13 protein-coding genes are annotated in these 15,533 nt (G+C 75.4%); 9 read left to right on the plus strand and 4 right to left on the minus strand.

The window, feature by feature from the left end:
- The first annotated feature begins 6 nt into the window (after positions 1-6).
- Positions 7-792 (plus strand): sugar phosphate isomerase/epimerase family protein, encoded by a 786-nt coding sequence (locus ACIQMU_RS06590; RefSeq protein WP_402688326.1) that lies wholly within the window; start codon positions 7-9, stop codon positions 790-792.
- A 110-nt stretch (positions 793-902) separates the two neighbouring features.
- Here ACIQMU_RS06590 and ACIQMU_RS06595 read toward each other — a convergent pair whose 3' ends face one another.
- The gene (locus tag ACIQMU_RS06595; protein WP_352241784.1) at positions 903-2,078 is read right to left on the minus strand and encodes a 4-hydroxy-3-methylbut-2-enyl diphosphate reductase; all 1,176 of its coding nucleotides are present in this window, start codon (positions 2,076-2,078) and stop codon (positions 903-905) included.
- 136 nt (positions 2,079-2,214) lie between these two features.
- On the minus strand, positions 2,215-3,585 hold the full coding sequence (locus ACIQMU_RS06600; protein WP_402688327.1) for a hypothetical protein: 1,371 nt from the start codon (positions 3,583-3,585) through the stop codon (positions 2,215-2,217).
- A gap of 312 nt (positions 3,586-3,897) precedes the next feature.
- Here ACIQMU_RS06600 and ACIQMU_RS06605 point away from each other — a divergent pair, with 312 nt between their 5' ends.
- The 8 genes from ACIQMU_RS06605 (at position 3,898) to ACIQMU_RS06640 (ending at position 13,363) form a co-directional block, all read left to right on the plus strand.
- Positions 3,898-4,878: an acyltransferase domain-containing protein gene (locus ACIQMU_RS06605; protein ID WP_352241782.1), complete on the plus strand. Its 981-nt coding sequence runs from the start codon at positions 3,898-3,900 to the stop codon at positions 4,876-4,878.
- A 44-nt stretch (positions 4,879-4,922) separates the two neighbouring features.
- Positions 4,923-6,833 (plus strand): acyl-CoA oxidase, encoded by a 1,911-nt coding sequence (locus ACIQMU_RS06610; protein ID WP_352241781.1) that lies wholly within the window; start codon positions 4,923-4,925, stop codon positions 6,831-6,833.
- Positions 6,830-7,921, plus strand: a complete 1,092-nt coding sequence (locus tag ACIQMU_RS06615) for a ketoacyl-ACP synthase III (RefSeq protein WP_352241780.1) — start codon at positions 6,830-6,832, stop codon at positions 7,919-7,921. The genes ACIQMU_RS06610 and ACIQMU_RS06615 overlap by 4 nt, the downstream gene beginning before the upstream one ends.
- Positions 7,918-8,760 (plus strand): SDR family oxidoreductase, encoded by an 843-nt coding sequence (locus ACIQMU_RS06620; protein WP_352241779.1) that lies wholly within the window; start codon positions 7,918-7,920, stop codon positions 8,758-8,760. The genes ACIQMU_RS06615 and ACIQMU_RS06620 overlap by 4 nt, the downstream gene beginning before the upstream one ends.
- Before the next feature lie 24 nt (positions 8,761-8,784).
- Positions 8,785-9,870, plus strand: a complete 1,086-nt coding sequence (locus ACIQMU_RS06625; protein ID WP_352241778.1) for a beta-ketoacyl-ACP synthase 3 — start codon at positions 8,785-8,787, stop codon at positions 9,868-9,870.
- A complete protein-coding gene (locus ACIQMU_RS06630; RefSeq protein WP_352241777.1) occupies positions 9,867-10,154 on the plus strand; it encodes a phosphopantetheine-binding protein in 288 nt (95 codons plus the stop codon). The genes ACIQMU_RS06625 and ACIQMU_RS06630 overlap by 4 nt, the downstream gene beginning before the upstream one ends.
- A complete protein-coding gene (locus ACIQMU_RS06635) occupies positions 10,151-11,365 on the plus strand; it encodes a beta-ketoacyl-[acyl-carrier-protein] synthase family protein (RefSeq protein WP_352241776.1) in 1,215 nt (404 codons plus the stop codon). Before ACIQMU_RS06630 ends, ACIQMU_RS06635 begins: the two co-directional genes overlap by 4 nt.
- Before the next feature lie 165 nt (positions 11,366-11,530).
- Positions 11,531-13,363 carry a glycoside hydrolase family 3 protein gene (locus tag ACIQMU_RS06640; protein ID WP_402688328.1) on the plus strand — a complete coding sequence of 611 codons (1,833 nt, stop codon included), beginning with the start codon at positions 11,531-11,533 and terminating at the stop codon, positions 13,361-13,363.
- A 186-nt stretch (positions 13,364-13,549) separates the two neighbouring features.
- Here ACIQMU_RS06640 and ACIQMU_RS06645 read toward each other — a convergent pair whose 3' ends face one another.
- Together ACIQMU_RS06645 and ACIQMU_RS06650 are read right to left on the minus strand one after the other, a co-directional pair.
- Positions 13,550-15,034, minus strand: coding sequence for a S28 family serine protease (locus ACIQMU_RS06645; protein WP_352241774.1), 1,485 nt, complete (start codon positions 15,032-15,034; stop codon positions 13,550-13,552).
- Positions 15,035-15,124: 90 nt separating this feature from the next.
- Positions 15,125-15,490, minus strand: coding sequence for a hypothetical protein (locus tag ACIQMU_RS06650; RefSeq protein ID WP_402688422.1), 366 nt, complete (start codon positions 15,488-15,490; stop codon positions 15,125-15,127).
- Between the last annotated feature and the right edge of the window lie 43 nt (positions 15,491-15,533).

Here is a 15,533-nt window from a genome sequence, read left to right on the forward strand (position 1 = left end):
CGCACCATGAAGCTCGCTTTCTCCACCCTCGGAGTGCCGGGGACGCCGGTCGCCGACGTCGTCCGGCTCGCCGCCGGGAACGGCTACCAGGGGGTGGAGCTGCGCGTGCACCCCGAGGAGCCGGTGCACCTGGGGCTCTCGTCGCTGGAACGGGCCGAGGTGGTCGAGGCGTTCAGGAGCGGCGGGGTGGAGATCCCGGCCCTCGCCGGATATGTGCGGGCGGCAGCCGAGGGGGACGACGCTCCGGTCCTGGCGGAACTGTCGGAGCTGGTGAAGCTCGCCCGGGACCTGGGCGCGCCCCGGGTGCGGGTCTTCCCCGGCGGCGGCCAGGACCGGGCGGAGGCCGACGCGACGGCCGCCCGGCGGCTCGGCGCCGCCGCCCCGGCCGCCGCCGACATGGGCGTGAGCATCCTGCTGGAGACCCATGACTCGCACCGCGCGGGCCTGGACGTCGCCCGGGTCGTCGCCGCGGTCGGGCATCCCCGGGTCGGCGCGATCTGGGACGTGCTGCACACCTGGCTCGCCGGTGAGGAGCCGGCCGCGAGCCATGCGGTGCTCGCCCCGCACCTGGGATACGTCCAGGTGAAGGACGTCGTGTCGGCGGACGACCTCACCCCGGTGGCGCTGGGCTCCGGGGTGCTTCCGCTGGCGGCCTGCCTGGACCCGCTGGGCCCGGACACGTGGGTGTGCTGGGAGTACGAGAAGCGCTGGTACCCGGAAGTGGCGGAGCTGCCGGGGCTGCTGGGCGCGGGGCGCGAGCACCTGCTGCGGCTCGGGGCGCCGAAGGACTGACGGCGGCCGTGCCCCGGCCCGCCAGGGCAGGGCTTACGGTGCTGCTCCCTGCCCGGCGGGGCGCGGGCGCAGGACCGCCCCGCCCCGGCCGCGGCAGGGGGGGCGCCTCCTCAGACGCGGGCCGGTGTCTCACTCCGGGCGCCGGAGGGCGACGGCACCGCCTCGGAGCGGACCGTGCGCCGGACATGGCTGGCCGGGCCCAGGCCGCCGAGGATCTGGGCCACGCTCCGGCCGCCCGGCCCGTCGCCGGCCGGGGTGTCCAGCACGGTGATGGTCGCCCCGTCGACGTCCTCGGGGCCCAGGCGGTCCAGGCTCGTCAGGTCCCGGACGCGTACGCCCGTCCGCGCGGCTTCGGCGAGGGCGGTGCGGGCGAGCGGACCGTCGCCGCCGCCGGTGACGAGGAGCGCGTCGGACTGGGCGAGCACCGAACCGGCGGCCGTCCGCAGGTCGTCCATCGTGTAGCACCATTCTCCGGGGTGCTGGCCGCGCAGCCGCGGAAAGCGACGGCGCAGTACGCCGAGGGTCTCGGCCGCCTCCGACACCACCGCGCCGGGGGCGACGACGAACGCGAGGCGGTCCGGATCGGGCACGACCAGTTCCTCCGCCTGCCGTGGGTTCGCCGCCGCGGCCGTCCGGCCCGTCGGGCCCGTCGGAGCCCTGCGCGGCCACGCTCCCGGACCGGTCACGGGTGCGCCCACGACGACCACCTGGTCCCCCCGCTCCGCCGAGCGGCGCAGCGAGCGTTCGGCGTACCCGGCCGAGGGGCATTCCGTGGCGGCTGGGCATCCGCAGGCCAGCCAGCCCGTCACCGCCTGCGACGGCACGGTGGGCCGCAGGCGGGCGGATCCGGCCGCCATCGCGCCGGCGACGGCCGGAGCGCCGGGAGCCGGGACGCTCGGGGCCGGGCGCTCCTCGTTGACGTACAGCACGCGCCGCGTCCTCAGGACCGCGCCCCAGGTCTCGATCTGGTGGTGGGCGAAGGCCATCGCCGCGGGGTCCTCGGTAGGGGCCGCGAGCGCGAGGCCGTGGTGTCCGCCCTCCGCCCTCTCGTAGGAGACCGCGAAGACGGTCGTCGGCGGCTTGCCCCCGCCGGCCGGGTCCCCGGCCCGCCGGGGCAGGGCCTCGACGAGGAACCCGGCCCGGCGGGCGTGGGCCGAGAGCAGCGGATGGGCGGGGCAGTCCATCCAGCCCCGGTGGGGATGCAGCCAGGTCGTGGCCACCGAGAGTGTGCCCCGGGCGAGGGGGAGGGAGGAGGGGAGGACGTCGGAGCGTTTGGTTCGGTTCATGCGTTCCTGCCGGTGGTCGCCCCCGGGGGGGCGGAGAGGGGCGCGAGCGGGGGCGATGCGGAGGAAGTCCGGAGAGAGGCTGCCAACGCCATACAACCGAGCGGTCCCCCGCCCGCCGTTCCACGACGCCCCGCTCTCACTCCTCTGGCGCACTCCTGTGGCGCAGCTCGCGGACGCGGGCGTGCAGGGCGGCCACGGCAGGGCTCGTACGGTGTGAGCGGGTCCTGGCGATCAGCAGACGCAGCCGGTCGTCGGCGCGGGCGCTGCGCACGCGCGGGTAGTCGTCCAGGAACTCGTGCCAGGTACCGCACGCCTGTTCCAGGTGGCCGATCGCCAGCCGGTTCTCGGCGAGTTCGGCGAGGCTCAGGACGCGGGAGCGGCGCTCGTCGGCGGGGCGGTGGCGCAGGGAGACGTCGAGCGCCGCCGCGGCGGAGCGGCGGTCGCCCCGGCTCACCGCCACGGCGGCACGCTGGAGGGCGAGCGAGCCCGGGTGGAAGGCGCCGACCGGCCAGTCGCCGCTCGGCGACCGCTCCAGGCAGCGGTCCGCCGCGGTCAGGTGACGGGCGTGCCGGGTGTCGCCCCGGGCGGCGAGGGCCACGGCCAGCTGGCCGTGGAAGAACGCCTGTTGGTGGGGCGGGGCATAGCGGCGGCCCTCCTCCACGGCCTGTTCGGCCAGGTGGTGGGCCTCGGCGAAGTGTCCCAGCGCGTGAGCCTGCACGCTCAGCCCGCGCAGCGCCAGCCCGTGGCCGATCCGGTCTCCCGCCTCCCGCGCCAGCTCGCCGGCGGTGAGGTAGAAGCGTTGGGCGGCGGCGTGGCGGTTCATGTCGAAGTGGGTGAACGCGCACAGATAGGTGAGCCGGGAGGCCACCGTGAGCAGTTCGCGCCGGACGCCGGGTCTCATGTCGCGCCGCAACCAGGGGAGGACCGTGGCGGAGAGGTACTGGCGCAGCGGCTCGTACACCCGCCCGGCCCCGAAGACGACGTCCACCCGGGAGAAGAGGCCCAGCATCTCGCGGGCGGAGGCGACATGGACCATGCCCACCCTGCCGGGCGGGCCGGTCGCCGCGGTCGGCGGGCCGGGGGCTGCCGGTGGGCCGTGCGGTACCACCAGGGCGGCCAGTGAATAGGCGCCGACGCGGGTGACGCCGCGCCGGTCGGTGGCGCGCAGCACGTGGTCGAGGTGGTCCACGGCGCTCCCTCCGCCGGCGGGCGGCCCCGGGTCGCGGCCCGGCCCGCCGGTGCCGTCGAGCCCGGTGTCCTGTTCGCGCACCCTTCTGCCCAGGCGGCGGGTGAGGGCTTCCGCGGCCAGGGCGGGCACCGGGCGGCGCGGGCGGCTGCCGGCCAGCCAGTGTGCCACCGCCGTGCGGTCGTAGTGCAGTGCGGTGCCCTGCGCCGCGCCGAGCGCGTTGACCTCGCGCGCCAGCCGCGCGCCGCTCCATCCCGCCTCGGCGAGGAGGACGCGCAGCGCCTGGTTCGGTATCCGGCGGGCTCGCACGTTTCTCACCATGCCCCCTGTCGGCCGCCTGCGGGCCCGCCGGTTCAACGTCGTTGCATGTTCAACGTGCCCGCGCGCATCCTCCGGCGAGGCGAGCGCTCTCTTCCCCCCAGACTCAGCGTGAAGGCCCTCTCCGGCCGTGCACAGTGCCCATGCGGAGCGCACACACGGCCGGCTGTGCGCCCCTCGTGCACAGCCCTCGCAGGCCGCCCCTCGCCCGACGGCTCCGGGGCCCGGCCCCAGCGGCCGCCCGAAGAGCCCCGGCCCGTCGGCCGGCCCGTGGCCGCGAGTTCCCTCAGGGCCTTCAGTGAACGGAGGAAAGTGATGAACGCGAATCCCGCCCGGCCGCCCGGCCGCCCGGAGCGGCCCGTCCACCTGTTCCCGGGACAGGGCGACTTCTCGGTCAGCTCCCTGGTGACGGGCGTCCGTGCCTCCGGCCGGCTGCGCACGGCCGTCCAGGAGGTCTTCGAGGAAGTCGACGCCGCCGCGGCCGAACGCGGACTGGATCCGCTCGGCCCACGGCTGCTGGGGCCGCGGCCGCCGACCGGACGCGACCTGGCGCTCGCCGCTCCGGGCGTATCCCAACTCGTCCAGTTCGGCGCGTCCATGGCCGTGCACCGGGCGCTGTGCCGGACGTACGGGACACCGGCCGCCGCCGTGGGCGTCAGCTTCGGCGAGATCGCCGCGCTGACGGCCGCCGGGGTGTTCACCGTCGGCGACGGCGCACGCGCGGCCCACGACCTCGCCCTCGTCCTGACCTCGTGCCCCGGTGGGCTGACGGCGCTGGCCTGCTCCGAGCGGGCCGCGCACGACCTGCTGGACCGGGCCGGGTCCGGGGACGCGGTGGTGGCCGTCGTCAACGACGAGGAGTCGGTGGTGATCGCCGGGCCGGTGCCGGCCCTGGTCCGGGCCGAGAAGGCGGCGGCGGAGACGGGGGTGGCCGCGGTGCGCCTGCGGCTGCCGTTCTCGTCCCATCACCCCGGCCTGAGCGCGGCGGCCGGGTCCTTCGCCGCGGCGCTCCGGGCCTACCCGCGGTCCGACGCCCGCTTCCCCGTCCATTCGGCCGTGGCGGGCCGCCGCTACCGCCCCGGGGACGATCTGGCGGCGCGTCTGGCCGACTGTCTGATCCGGCCGGCCGCCGTGCCCGCGGTGCTGCGGCAGACGGCCGCCTACCGGCCGGGCGTGCTCTTCGAAGCGGGCACGGGCGGCGCGCTCGCGACCGGCGCCCGCCGCGTGCTGGCAGCCGGCCCGGCCCCGGCGCCCCCCGTGCGCGCCCCGCTGGCGGAGCCGGACTTCCCGTGGTGACCGGCTCCCCCGCCCCGCACCTTCCCGCACCTCCCGGAGGATTTGTGAAGCTGCTCACCCCCCTGCCCGACAGCGCCCGTGCCGAAATGCTCCGGCTCGTCGAGGGCCCCCTCGATCCCGCGTCCCGCTCCGCCCTGGCGACCCTGCGCACCGCGCTGGCCGACGACCCCGGCATACCCGGCGGAGCGACGGGCGGGGCCGGGCGGTTCCCCCTCAACGGGCCCGTCCACGGCCCCGGCCGGGGCCCCGTCCTGCTGCGGCGGCTACGCGCCATGAGCGCGGCGCTGCCTCCGGGGGCGGGAGTCCTCGACGACCCCGCCCGGATCGCCGCCGTCCACGCCTGTGCCGCCGTCGCCGACCCGTCGCTCTGTCTGGCGGGACTGGTCCACTATCTGCTCTGCCTCGGTTCCCTCACCGAACTCTGCGAGGACCCGGCCCGTCTGGAGCCCCACCTGTCGGCACTGCGGGAGGGCCGGGCCAAGGGCGTCTACCTGATCACCGAGGCCGGCCAGGCCAACAGCCACCTCGCGACCGGCACCCGCGCCGACCTCGACCCGGCCGACGGTACTTTCGTCCTGCGCACGCCCGGCCCGGAGTCGGCCAAGTTCGGCAGCGCCGGTACCTTCGGCGTACCGCAGACGGGAGTCGTCCTGGCCCGGCTCTTCGCCGGGGGCGCCGACCGCGGGGTCTTCGCGTTCATGGTCGCCCTCTCCGACGAGCGCGGTCTGTCACCCGGCGTCGAGATGTCCTCCCCGGTGGCCCTGGACGCGCTGCCACTGGACTACGTCCAGGTGCGGTTCCACGGCGTGCGGGTGCCGGCGGGCCACTGGCTCGCCGACGGAGCCCGTATCGGCCCGGACGGAGTGTTCCACGATCCCGCCGGGTCGCCCGAGCAGCGCCTCCAGCGGACCCTGCGCGTGGGGCAGGGCCTGTGGGCGACGATGCCCGCGGTGGCCGCCGCCACCGCACGCCGTTCCGCCGTCCGGGCCCTCTCCTACGCCCGTCGCCGCCGCACCCAGAGCCGACTCGCCCCGGGCATCCCGCTGATCACGTACCGCAGCCAGCAGACCGCCGTGCTCGGGGCCCTCGCCGACGCCTTCGCCCTGACCTGCGCCGCCGACGGGGCACGCGCCGTGCGGTCGGCCGCCGCGGCGGCCCCGTCACCGCACGCCGGGGACGCGGCGGTCGGGTTCACGCCCTGGGCGGCCGTCAGCGAGCCGCTGGCCGCCTACAAGGCCGTGACCGTCCGGACCGCCGCCCGGGTCAGTTCCGAGTGCCGGCACCGCAGCGGCTTCTCCGGCCAGTTGAGCGTGCACGGCCTCTCCGCCTACCACGGCTTCCACCACGCGTTCGACACGGCGGGCGGCGACAGCCAGCTCGTCTTCTACGACATGGGCCGCTCATTCGTGGAGGGGCAGTCGCCGGAGGAGGAGGCCCGCACGGGCCGGGAGCCGACCCCGGACACCACGTCGCCGCACTGGTGGCCCGTGGTCCTGCGCCGCCACCGGGACGACCTGGCCCGGGAGTTGAGGCGGCTCGGCGGCGCGGACGGCGGCCGGGACCCCTTCGAGCGGTGGAACCCGCTGCTGGAGCGCGCCGGTCTGCTGGGCGAGGCCCGGGCGACGCTGATGGTCGCCGAGGACCTGGCCCGGGTGACCGCGGGCTTGCGCGACGCCGGCCTGTCCCGGGCCCTCACGCCGCTGGCCGCGCTGCACGGCGTCCTGGCCGCCCGGCGCTGGTCCGGTTCGCTGCTCACCGTGGGCACGCTGGCACCGGTGGACGTCGAGGCGCTCGCCCCGGTCGTCGACCGGCTGTGCGACGCGGTCATGGAGCATCTGCCGCTGCTGACGGCGGTGTTCGGCGTCTGCGACGGAGCCGATCCGGACCCGGCGGCCGCCCTCGACGTCAACGCAGCCCCGGCCGGGCTGACCTGGAAGCGGGGAGGTGCGTCATGACCGGCCGAGGGGACCGGGAGAGGTCCGGCCCGCGCCCGGTCGGCGTCGTCGGCATGGGCACCTACCTTCCGCCGGGCACCCGCACCAACGAGGAGGTCGCCCGGGACGCCGGAGTGAGCGCGGAGTGGATCGGGGAGCGCACCGGCGTCCTCACGCGGCACGTCGCGGGCTCCGACGAGGCGGCCTCGGACCTGGCGGCCCACGCGGTCCGGTCGGCGGTCGAGGCCGCGGGCATCGACGCCGCCGATGTCGGTCTGCTGGTCTGCGCGACCTCGACCCCCGACGAGCTGGGGCCCGCCACGGCCTGCCGCGTGCAGGCCGCCGTGGGCGCGCACCGCGCCGTGGCCCTGGACGTCGGCGCGGCCTGCTCCGGCTGGCTGTTCGCCGCGAAGGTGGCGTACGACTGGCTGCGCGGCGCCGACCGGGACGGCTACGCGGTGGTCGTCGGGGTGGAGGCGTACTCGAAGTTCCTCGACCGCGCCGACCGGGGCACTTCGGTGCTCTTCGCCGACGGGGCGGCGGCCGCCGTCCTGGGGCCGGTGGCGGAACCGTACGGCTTCGCGGACTTCCGGCTCGGCTCGGACGGGACACAGGCCGGTCTCGTCCTGATCCCGGGGGGCGGCAGCCGGCTGCCGGCGAATCCGGCCACGCTCGCCGACGGAAGCCACCACATCCGCATGGACGGACGGGCCGTCAGCCGCTTCATCGTCGAGGTGCTGCCCCGGCTGATCACCGAGGGCCTCGACCGCGCCGGTCTCGGTGTGGCGGACATCGCGTGCTTCGTCTGCCACCAGCCCAACCCCGTACTGCTCCGGCGGCTCGGCGGCGAGCTTGGCATCCCGCCCGGCCGACTGGTCGTCGTCGGTGACGAGGTCGGCAACATCGGGGCGGCCAGCGCCGCCTACGCGCTGGCCGCCGCCGCTGCCCGGCACGGGCTGAGCCCCGGGGACCGGGTTCTGCTCACCGTGTTCGGAGCCGGGATGACCTGGGGCAGCGCGCTCCTGACCTGGAGCGGGGCCCCCGCCCGCATGCCCCCGCCGCCGACCGGCCCCTCCGTGCTCGACCTGTCAGAAAGGAACCTGCCATGAACGCCCTGGACCTCTTCCGCCTCGACGGTGCGCGCGCCCTGGTGACCGGCGCCTCGCGGGGCATCGGACGGGCCGTCGCGGAGGGCCTCGCGGACGCGGGCTGCGACCTGGCCCTGACCGCCCGGACCCTGCCCGCCCTCGACCCCGCCGTCCGCGCCGTCGAGGAGCGGGGCCGCAAGGCCGTGGCGCTGGACGGCGACCTGGCGCGGCCGGGCGTGGCGGCGGGTCTGGTGGACCGGGCGGCGGCCGCGCTGGGCGGGCTCGACGTCGTCGTGCACAACGCGGGCACCCTGCCCACGGCCGAGGACGGCGGCCCGCTGCTGGTCCCGCTCCAGCACTCCGAGCAGCGCGACTGGGAGACCGTGATCACCGTCAACCTGAACGCCACGGCCGCCGTCTGCCGGGCCTCCCACCCGTATCTGCTGGAGTCGGGCCGGGCGAGCCTGGTGCTGATGTCGTCCATCGCGGGGATCGTCGGCACTCCGATGATGGAGGCGTACGCGGCCACCAAGGCGGCCCAGCTCTCCCTGGCGCGCAGCCTGGCGGTCGGCTGGGCCCGCCAGGGCATCCGGGTCAACGCCCTCTGCCCCGGGTGGACGCGGACGGACATGACCGCGTTCGCCAGTGAGGCCGGTCCCCTGTCCGACTGGCTCACCGCTCATGTGCCGATGGGCCGCTGGGCCACGGCGGACGAGGTGGTCGGGGCGACGCTGTTCCTCGCCTCCCCCGCCGCGTCGTTCGTGACCGGCCACGCCCTCGTCGTCGACGGCGGCCTGGCCGTGCCGGACGGTGGACTGGCCGGCCATCCCAAGCCTCCCTCCCCCTTCGCCGCGGCCTGAGTGCCCACCCCCGGAAGGAGCGGCATGCGGACCGACGACTCCACCGCCGTCATCGCGGGCATCGGCTCCTGCCTCCCGCCGCGCGTCGTCGACAACGACGCGGTGATCGCGCGCGGCGGGCTGCGGACCGACGCCGACTGGATCCACCACCGCACGGGCATCCTGCGCCGCCGCCACGCCGACCCGGGCACGAGCACGGGCGACCTGGCGGCCGGTGCGGGCCGGGCCGCGCTCGCGTCGGCAGGCGGCGTCCGGCCAGATCTGGTGCTGCTGGCCACCGGGACCCCCGACCACCCGTGCCCCGCGACCGCCCCGGCGGTCGCCCACCGGCTCGGGCTGGGGGGCATCGCCGCGTTCGACGTCTCGGCGGTCTGCTCGGGGTTCCTGTACGCGCTGGCCGTGGCCACCGGGCTGGTGCGGGGCGGCGTGTGCGCCATGCCCCTGGTGATCGCGGCCGACACCTACACCACCATCGTCGATCCGTTGGACCGGACGACCGCCCCGATCTTCGGCGACGGTGCGGGCGCGGTGCTGCTGCGCACCGGGGCGCCGGACGAGCCGGGCGCGGTCCTCGCCACGGACCTCGGCGCCGACGGCAGCGGCCGGGGGGCCATCACCGTCCCCGGGGGCGGTGCCCGGCATCCTCTCCGGCTGCCGCCGCCCACGCCCGACGCACACGTCTTCCACATGGAGGGCCGTGCGGTCTACGCCCACGCGGTGCGCCGGATGACGCAGTCCGCCGACGCCGTCCTGCGCCGGGCCCGGTGGACACCGGACTCGGTGCGGGCGTTCATCGGCCACCAGGCCAACCAGCGGATCCTCGACTCGGTCGGCGACCGGCTGGGCATCTCCCGCGAGCACCGGTACGGGAACATCCGCGAGCTCGGCAACACCGCTGCCGCCTCCATCCCGCTCGTGCTGGCCGACCCCGCCGTCCACCGGTCGCTCGCGCCCCGCGGGCGGTGCCTGCTCACCGCGTTCGGCGGCGGCTTCACCTGGGCGGCCGCCGCGCTGAGCTGGCCCTCCGTCACGCCCCGCGCGGAGCATCCGGCCGGTCCGGACAGCGGTGCCGTCCCCCGCACCCCCGACCCCAACAGGAGCATCTCGTGAAACACGTCTACACCCGTCTCGTGTCCCTGCTCGGCGACAAGTTCGAGGTCGCCCCGGAGCGGATCACTCCGGATGTCACCCTCGGTGACCTCGAACTGGACTCCCTCGCCGTGGTGGAGCTCTACGTCACCCTCCAGGAGGAGTGGGGGGTCCCGCTCGACGACTCCGCCGCGACCGCCGACCTCACCGTCGAGGATGTCGCACGCGCGGTGGCCGGCCTCCTCGGTCCGGACCTGGCCGCCGGCTCGTCCGCGGCGCCCGCGGACCCCGGGGGAGCACCGTGAGCGAGCAGATCGCCGTCACCGGGACCGGGCTGGTGACGCCCGGCGGCACCGGCGCCGTCGCGACCTGGGAGGCCGTGTGCGCGGGGCGGCCGGCGGCCCGTACGGACCCGGCCCTGGCGGACGTCCCGGTCCGGATCTCCTGCCGGGTGCCGCCGACGGCTCGCGGTCCGGGGCGGCTCTGGCGCTTCGACGCCGGGACCCTCTTCCTGCTCACCGCCGCCCGCGAGGCCCTGGCCGCCGCGCGGCTGGACGCCGCGGAGTGGGCTCCGGAGCGGGTCGCGGTGGTCGTGGGGACGGCGGCGGGCGGCATCGGCACCCTGGAGACGCAGCACCGCAGACTGCTCGCCTCCGGTCCGGGCGCGCTCTCCCCCATGACGCTGTCCGCCTTCCTGCCCAATATGGCCGCCGGACATCTGGCCCTCGAACTCGGTGCCACGGGACCCTCGCTGCAGACGTCGACCGCCTGCGCCTCGGGGGCGACAGCGATCATCACGGCGGCCCTGCTGCTGCGTGCGGGGCTGTGCGACATCGCCGTCGCGGGCGGGACCGACGCCATGGTCACCCCGCTGTGCGCGGCGGCGTTCGCGAAGACGGGCGCGTTGTCCCGGCGCGGCCACGATCCGCTCGGGGCCTCGCGCCCGTTCGACCGGGACCGTGACGGGTTCGTCCTCGGTGAGGGCGCCGGGGTCCTGGTCCTGGAGCGCCGCAGCCACGCCGAGGCGCGGCGCGCCCGCCCGCTGGCCCTCCTCGCCGGGCACGGGTCCTCCGGCGACGCGTACCACCCGACCGCCCCGCATCCCGGGGGCGCCGGGCTGCGGGCGGCGACCGGGAGCGCCCTTGCCTCGGCGGACCGCTCCGCCGACGACGTGGACCATGTCAACGCCCACGGCACGGGCACGGCGCTGAACGACGCGGTGGAGGCCACGGCGATCCGGGAGCTGTACGCCCGCCGACCGCCGACGGTCACCTCGGCCAAAGGCGTCCTCGGGCACACCATGGGCGCGGCCGGCGCGATCGAGGCGGCCCTGACCGTCCTGACCATCGCCCGCGGCACGGTGCCGCCGACGGCCAACTTCACGACGCCGGACGCGACCACCGAAGGCATCGACGTGGTGAGCGGGGCGGCCCGGCAGCAAACCGTGCGTCTGGCCGCCAGTCACTCGCTGGGCTTCGGCGGGCACAACACCGTGCTGCTCCTCAGCGTCGGCTGACGCCTCGTCATGTCCTCGCGGGGCGGATCACCGCCGACCGCGGGCCGGGTCCCCATCCGTTCGAGCGGGCAGCGCCGCGGACCCGGCCCGCCCTCTTGACCGGAAGTTACTTTCCCTATAAGCCTACTTTCTCGAAAGTTTCTTTCACCCCGGGAAGGAGCTCACGTGCCCCACCGCACCTCAAGACGCACCCTCCTCACCGCCACCGCGGCCGCCACGGCGGCCGCGGCCACCGGCGTCCTCGCCGCCCCCTCCGCCGCCTCCACGCCCTCCGCCGACGCCTCCACCGACCGCCGGCTGCGGCGGATCATCGCCGGGATGAGCCTGGAGGAGAAGGTCGGCCAGCTCTTCGTGACGCGGGTCTACGGACACTCCGCAACCGACCCCGACCAGGCCGACATCGACGCGAACCTCGCCGAGCTCGGGGTCCGTACCGCCGCCGAGCTGATCTCCACGTACCACGTCGGCGGCATCATCTACTTCACCTGGGCGCACAACACCCGCGACCCGCACCAGATCGCCGACCTCTCCAACGGCCTCCAGCGCGCCGCGCTCGCCGGACGCTCCCGGCTGCCGCTGCTCGTCTCCACCGACCAGGAACACGGCATCGTCTGCCGGGTCGGCGAGCCCGCCACGCTGCTGCCCGGCGCGATGGCCCTGGGCGCGGGCGGCTCCCGCTCCGACACCCGCCGGGCCGCCTGGATCGCGGGCACGGAACTGGCCGCGCTGGGCATCAACCAGAACTACGCGCCGGACGCCGACGTCAACGTCAATCCGGCCAACCCGGTCATCGGCGTACGGTCCTTCGGCTCCGACCCCGAGTCGGTGGCCGCCCTGGTCGCGGCCCAGGTGAAGGGCTACCAGGGCGCGGGCGTCGCCTCGACCGCCAAGCACTTCCCCGGACACGGCGACACCAGCACCGACAGCCACACCGGCCTGCCCGTCATCAACCACACCCGCACGCAGTGGGAGGAGCTGGACGCCCCGCCGTTCCGCGCCGCGATCCGGGCCCGCATCGACTCGATCATGACCGCGCACATCGTGGTCCCCGCGCTCGACCCGTCCGAGGACCCGGCCACGCTCTCCCGGCCGATCCTCACCGGCATCCTCCGCGAGGAACTGGGCTACGACGGGGTGGTGGTCACCGACTCGCTCGGCATGGAGGGGGTGCGCACGAAGTACGGCGACGACCGCGTGCCGGTCCTCGCGCTGCTGGCGGGCGTGGACCAGCTGCTGAACCCCCCGAAGCTCTCCGTCGCCTGGAACGCGGTCCTGGACGCGGTGCGGAGCGGCGAAATCAGCGAGGCCCGGATCGAGGAATCGCTCCTGCGCGTCCTGCGGCTGAAAAGCCGGCTGGGCCTGTTCCGGGACCCGTTCGTCAGCCACCGAGGGGTGGAGCGGACGGTCGGCAGCCGCGCCCACCGGGCCGCCGCCGACCGTATCGCCGAACGCACGACGACCCTGCTCGCCGACCCGGGCGGGACGCTGCCGCTCTCCCGCCGCACCCACCGCGACCTGCTGGTGGTGGGGGCCGATCCGGCGTCGCCCTCCGGGACGACGGGCCCGCCGACCAGCACACTGGCGCACGCCTTCGGTGAACTGGGCTTCACCGCACGGGCGTTGTCCACCGGCACGGCCCCGAGCGAGGCGAAGATCGCCGAGGCGGTCGGCGCCGCCGAGGGCCGGGACGCGGTGGTCGTGGCGACGTACAACGTCACGGCGAGAAGTTCCCAACGCGCCCTGGTCACAGCGCTCGTGTCGACCGGCGTCCCGGTGGTCACGGTCGCCGTGCGCAATCCCTACGACGTCGCCCACCTCACCGACGCCGGTGTCGCGGCGAGCCTCGCCGCGTACTCCTGGACCGACGTCGAACTGCGCGCCGCCGCCCGGGTCATCGCCGGCCGCGCCGATCCGCGGGGCACGCTCCCGGTCCCGGTGCAGCGCGCGGACGACCCGGCACAGGTGCTGTATCCGGTGGGCCACGGGCTGTCGTACTAGGGCGTGTCCGGACGCCCCGGGCATCCGGCCGCGGACGCCAGGCGTCCGTACACCCGGCGCCGCCCCGGTCCGGCGGGCCGCGCCGGGAGTACGTCCGCGTGCCCGCCGGTCACCGGGGACGGCGACCGGCGGGCGCCCGCCGCCGACCGGGCCACGGGGCGCCGCGGCCCCTCGGCCGCGTGAGCCCTACGGGCGCAGGGTGGCCTCGTCGCGCTCGATCTCGCCGTTGCGCCGGTCCAGCCTGGTGTCGAACTTCGCCAGCGGCTTCGCCTTCCTCGGGTCGGCCTCGACGGCCGCCGGGGCGACGCCCGCCCAGCGCAGGATCGCGGCCGTGGCCTTCGCCTTCTCGTCGGCCACGAGTCCGGAGACCTTCGCGCCGTGGTTGCCGCCGGGGACGGTGTAGACGTAGCTGTCCTTCGCGCCGCGCCCCAGGCGGAACGGTTCCGCGCTCCACGGGTCGTTCTCGCCGTTGACGTACATCATCTGCCGGGCGTTGCGCTTGACCCAGCGGTCGACGTCCCGCATCGCGCCCCGGTCGAACGTCATCGGGATGGAGCGGGGCACGAAGTTGCGCGGGGGCTGGTAGCCGTAGCGGCTCAGCTTGCGGAGCCAGGGCTGCTTGATGTCCGGCGACCCGAGCTGGGTGCCCGCCTGGTAGTAGTACGGGGTGTACCTCTCCAGGCTCTGGTCCACGTAGGCGCCGAAGCCGGAGATGATGTCGACGGAGTCCCAGATGGCGTCGTCGGTGGCCTTGCCGGCGTCGGCCGGGATGTCGACGCAGTCGGCGAGCAGGCTGTACTGCCAGAACGCCCAGCCGTAGTCCATGACGGTGGCCTCGTAGGCGCGGTCCAGGGAACCCACGGTGTTGAAGGTCCAGCCCTGCGACGCGGCCAGCTCCTTGAACTTCTTCTGGAGCGGGGTGCGGCGGATCAGCGCCTCGCGCTGCACACCGGCCAGCTTGTCGCGGCACTCCTCGGTGCCGACGTTGCGGAAGAACCGGTCGTACGCCGAGTCCTCGTTGTCCACGACGTCGTTGGGCGCGACGTACGCGACGACGCCGTCCATGTCCTTCGGGTAGAAGCGCTCGAAGTACGTGGCGGTCATGCCGCCCTTGGACCCGCCGGTGGCCAGCCACTTCTTGTCGTAGATCTTCTTCAGCGCGGTGAACACCCGGTGCTGGTCGCTGGCGGCCTGCCAGATGTCGAGCTTGGACCAGTCGGCCGGGGCCGGCCGGGACGGGGTGAAGTAGCGGTACTCCATCGAGACCTGGTTGCCGTCGACGATCTGCGTCGGCTCGCTGCGGCTCGGGTTGGTGGAGACGTTGTAGCCGCTGGTGAAGAAGACCGTCGGACGGCTCACGTCCTTGTGCAGCAGCGTGAGACGCTGCTGGAACGTGCCCTTGGACGGGCGCCGGTGGTCGACCGGCTGGGTGTAGTCGAGGACGAAGTAGCGGTAGCCGGCGTACGGCTTCTCCTCGATCAGACGCATGCCCGGGATGGCCAGGATGCGGTCCTTGATGTCCTCGTCGCTCGCTTCGCCGCCTCCGGCGGCGCCGCTGCTCCGATTCGCGGCCGGCTCCGCGGCGGTGGCCGCACCGGCCGAGGCCCCCGTGGCTCCGACCGTGCCTATGAGCACAGCGAGCGAGAGAACCCCTGTGAGCGCCTTGCGCATGCACCCTCCCCTTGATTCACAACAGTCGCCGTGAACTTATCGGGGCAACACACGCCACGCCAGACCTGGTTGTCCGTGGCTGTGAAGAAGTCAGCAGAGGATCCACCCGGTGGAGGCGGACTTCTTGCCGATCGCGCCGGTCGCCCGTACGCAGCGGTTGAGCGCGTTGACCGTCACCGGGCCGGCCATCCTCGTGTACGAGCCCTTGTCAGAGACGGCGCGTCCGCCGCGCGCCTGGAGCGTGACGCTCATCGTCCGCCGCTTGCCGGGCTTCTTCGCGACGGTGACCGCGCAGACGTGGGCGCGGCTCTTGTAGACGCGCAGCTCCCCTGTGGAGAACCCGACCGTCTTCGCCGGGCGGCCGGAGCAGGCGGCGGCGGCCTGGGCTGCACCGGGAGCGCCGAGCAGCGGGACGAGTCCGGCCACGAGCGGCAGGACGAGGAGGCGGACCAGCAGCCGCTTGCGGCTCCCCGGAGCCTTCGGTCCCTCCGGCACGGCC

It is taken from the genome of Streptomyces sp. NPDC091649 (assembly GCF_044756785.1).
Taxonomy (GTDB): domain Bacteria; phylum Actinomycetota; class Actinomycetes; order Streptomycetales; family Streptomycetaceae; genus Streptomyces.

Excerpts from the sequence above, each read along its gene's own strand:
- ACIQMU_RS06590 (WP_402688326.1), top strand. The coding sequence starts at position 7 with ATGAAGCTCGCTTTCTCCACCCTCGGAGTGCCGGGGACGCCGGTCGCC.
- ACIQMU_RS06595 (WP_352241784.1), bottom strand. The coding sequence starts at position 2,078 with ATGAACCGAACCAAACGCTCCGACGTCCTCCCCTCCTCCCTCCCCCTC.
- ACIQMU_RS06600 (WP_402688327.1), bottom strand. The coding sequence starts at position 3,585 with ATGGTGAGAAACGTGCGAGCCCGCCGGATACCGAACCAGGCGCTGCGC.
- ACIQMU_RS06605 (WP_352241782.1), top strand. The coding sequence starts at position 3,898 with ATGAACGCGAATCCCGCCCGGCCGCCCGGCCGCCCGGAGCGGCCCGTC.
- ACIQMU_RS06615 (WP_352241780.1), top strand. The coding sequence starts at position 6,830 with ATGACCGGCCGAGGGGACCGGGAGAGGTCCGGCCCGCGCCCGGTCGGC.
- ACIQMU_RS06620 (WP_352241779.1), top strand. The coding sequence starts at position 7,918 with ATGAACGCCCTGGACCTCTTCCGCCTCGACGGTGCGCGCGCCCTGGTG.
- ACIQMU_RS06625 (WP_352241778.1), top strand. The coding sequence starts at position 8,785 with ATGCGGACCGACGACTCCACCGCCGTCATCGCGGGCATCGGCTCCTGC.
- ACIQMU_RS06645 (WP_352241774.1), bottom strand. The coding sequence starts at position 15,034 with ATGCGCAAGGCGCTCACAGGGGTTCTCTCGCTCGCTGTGCTCATAGGC.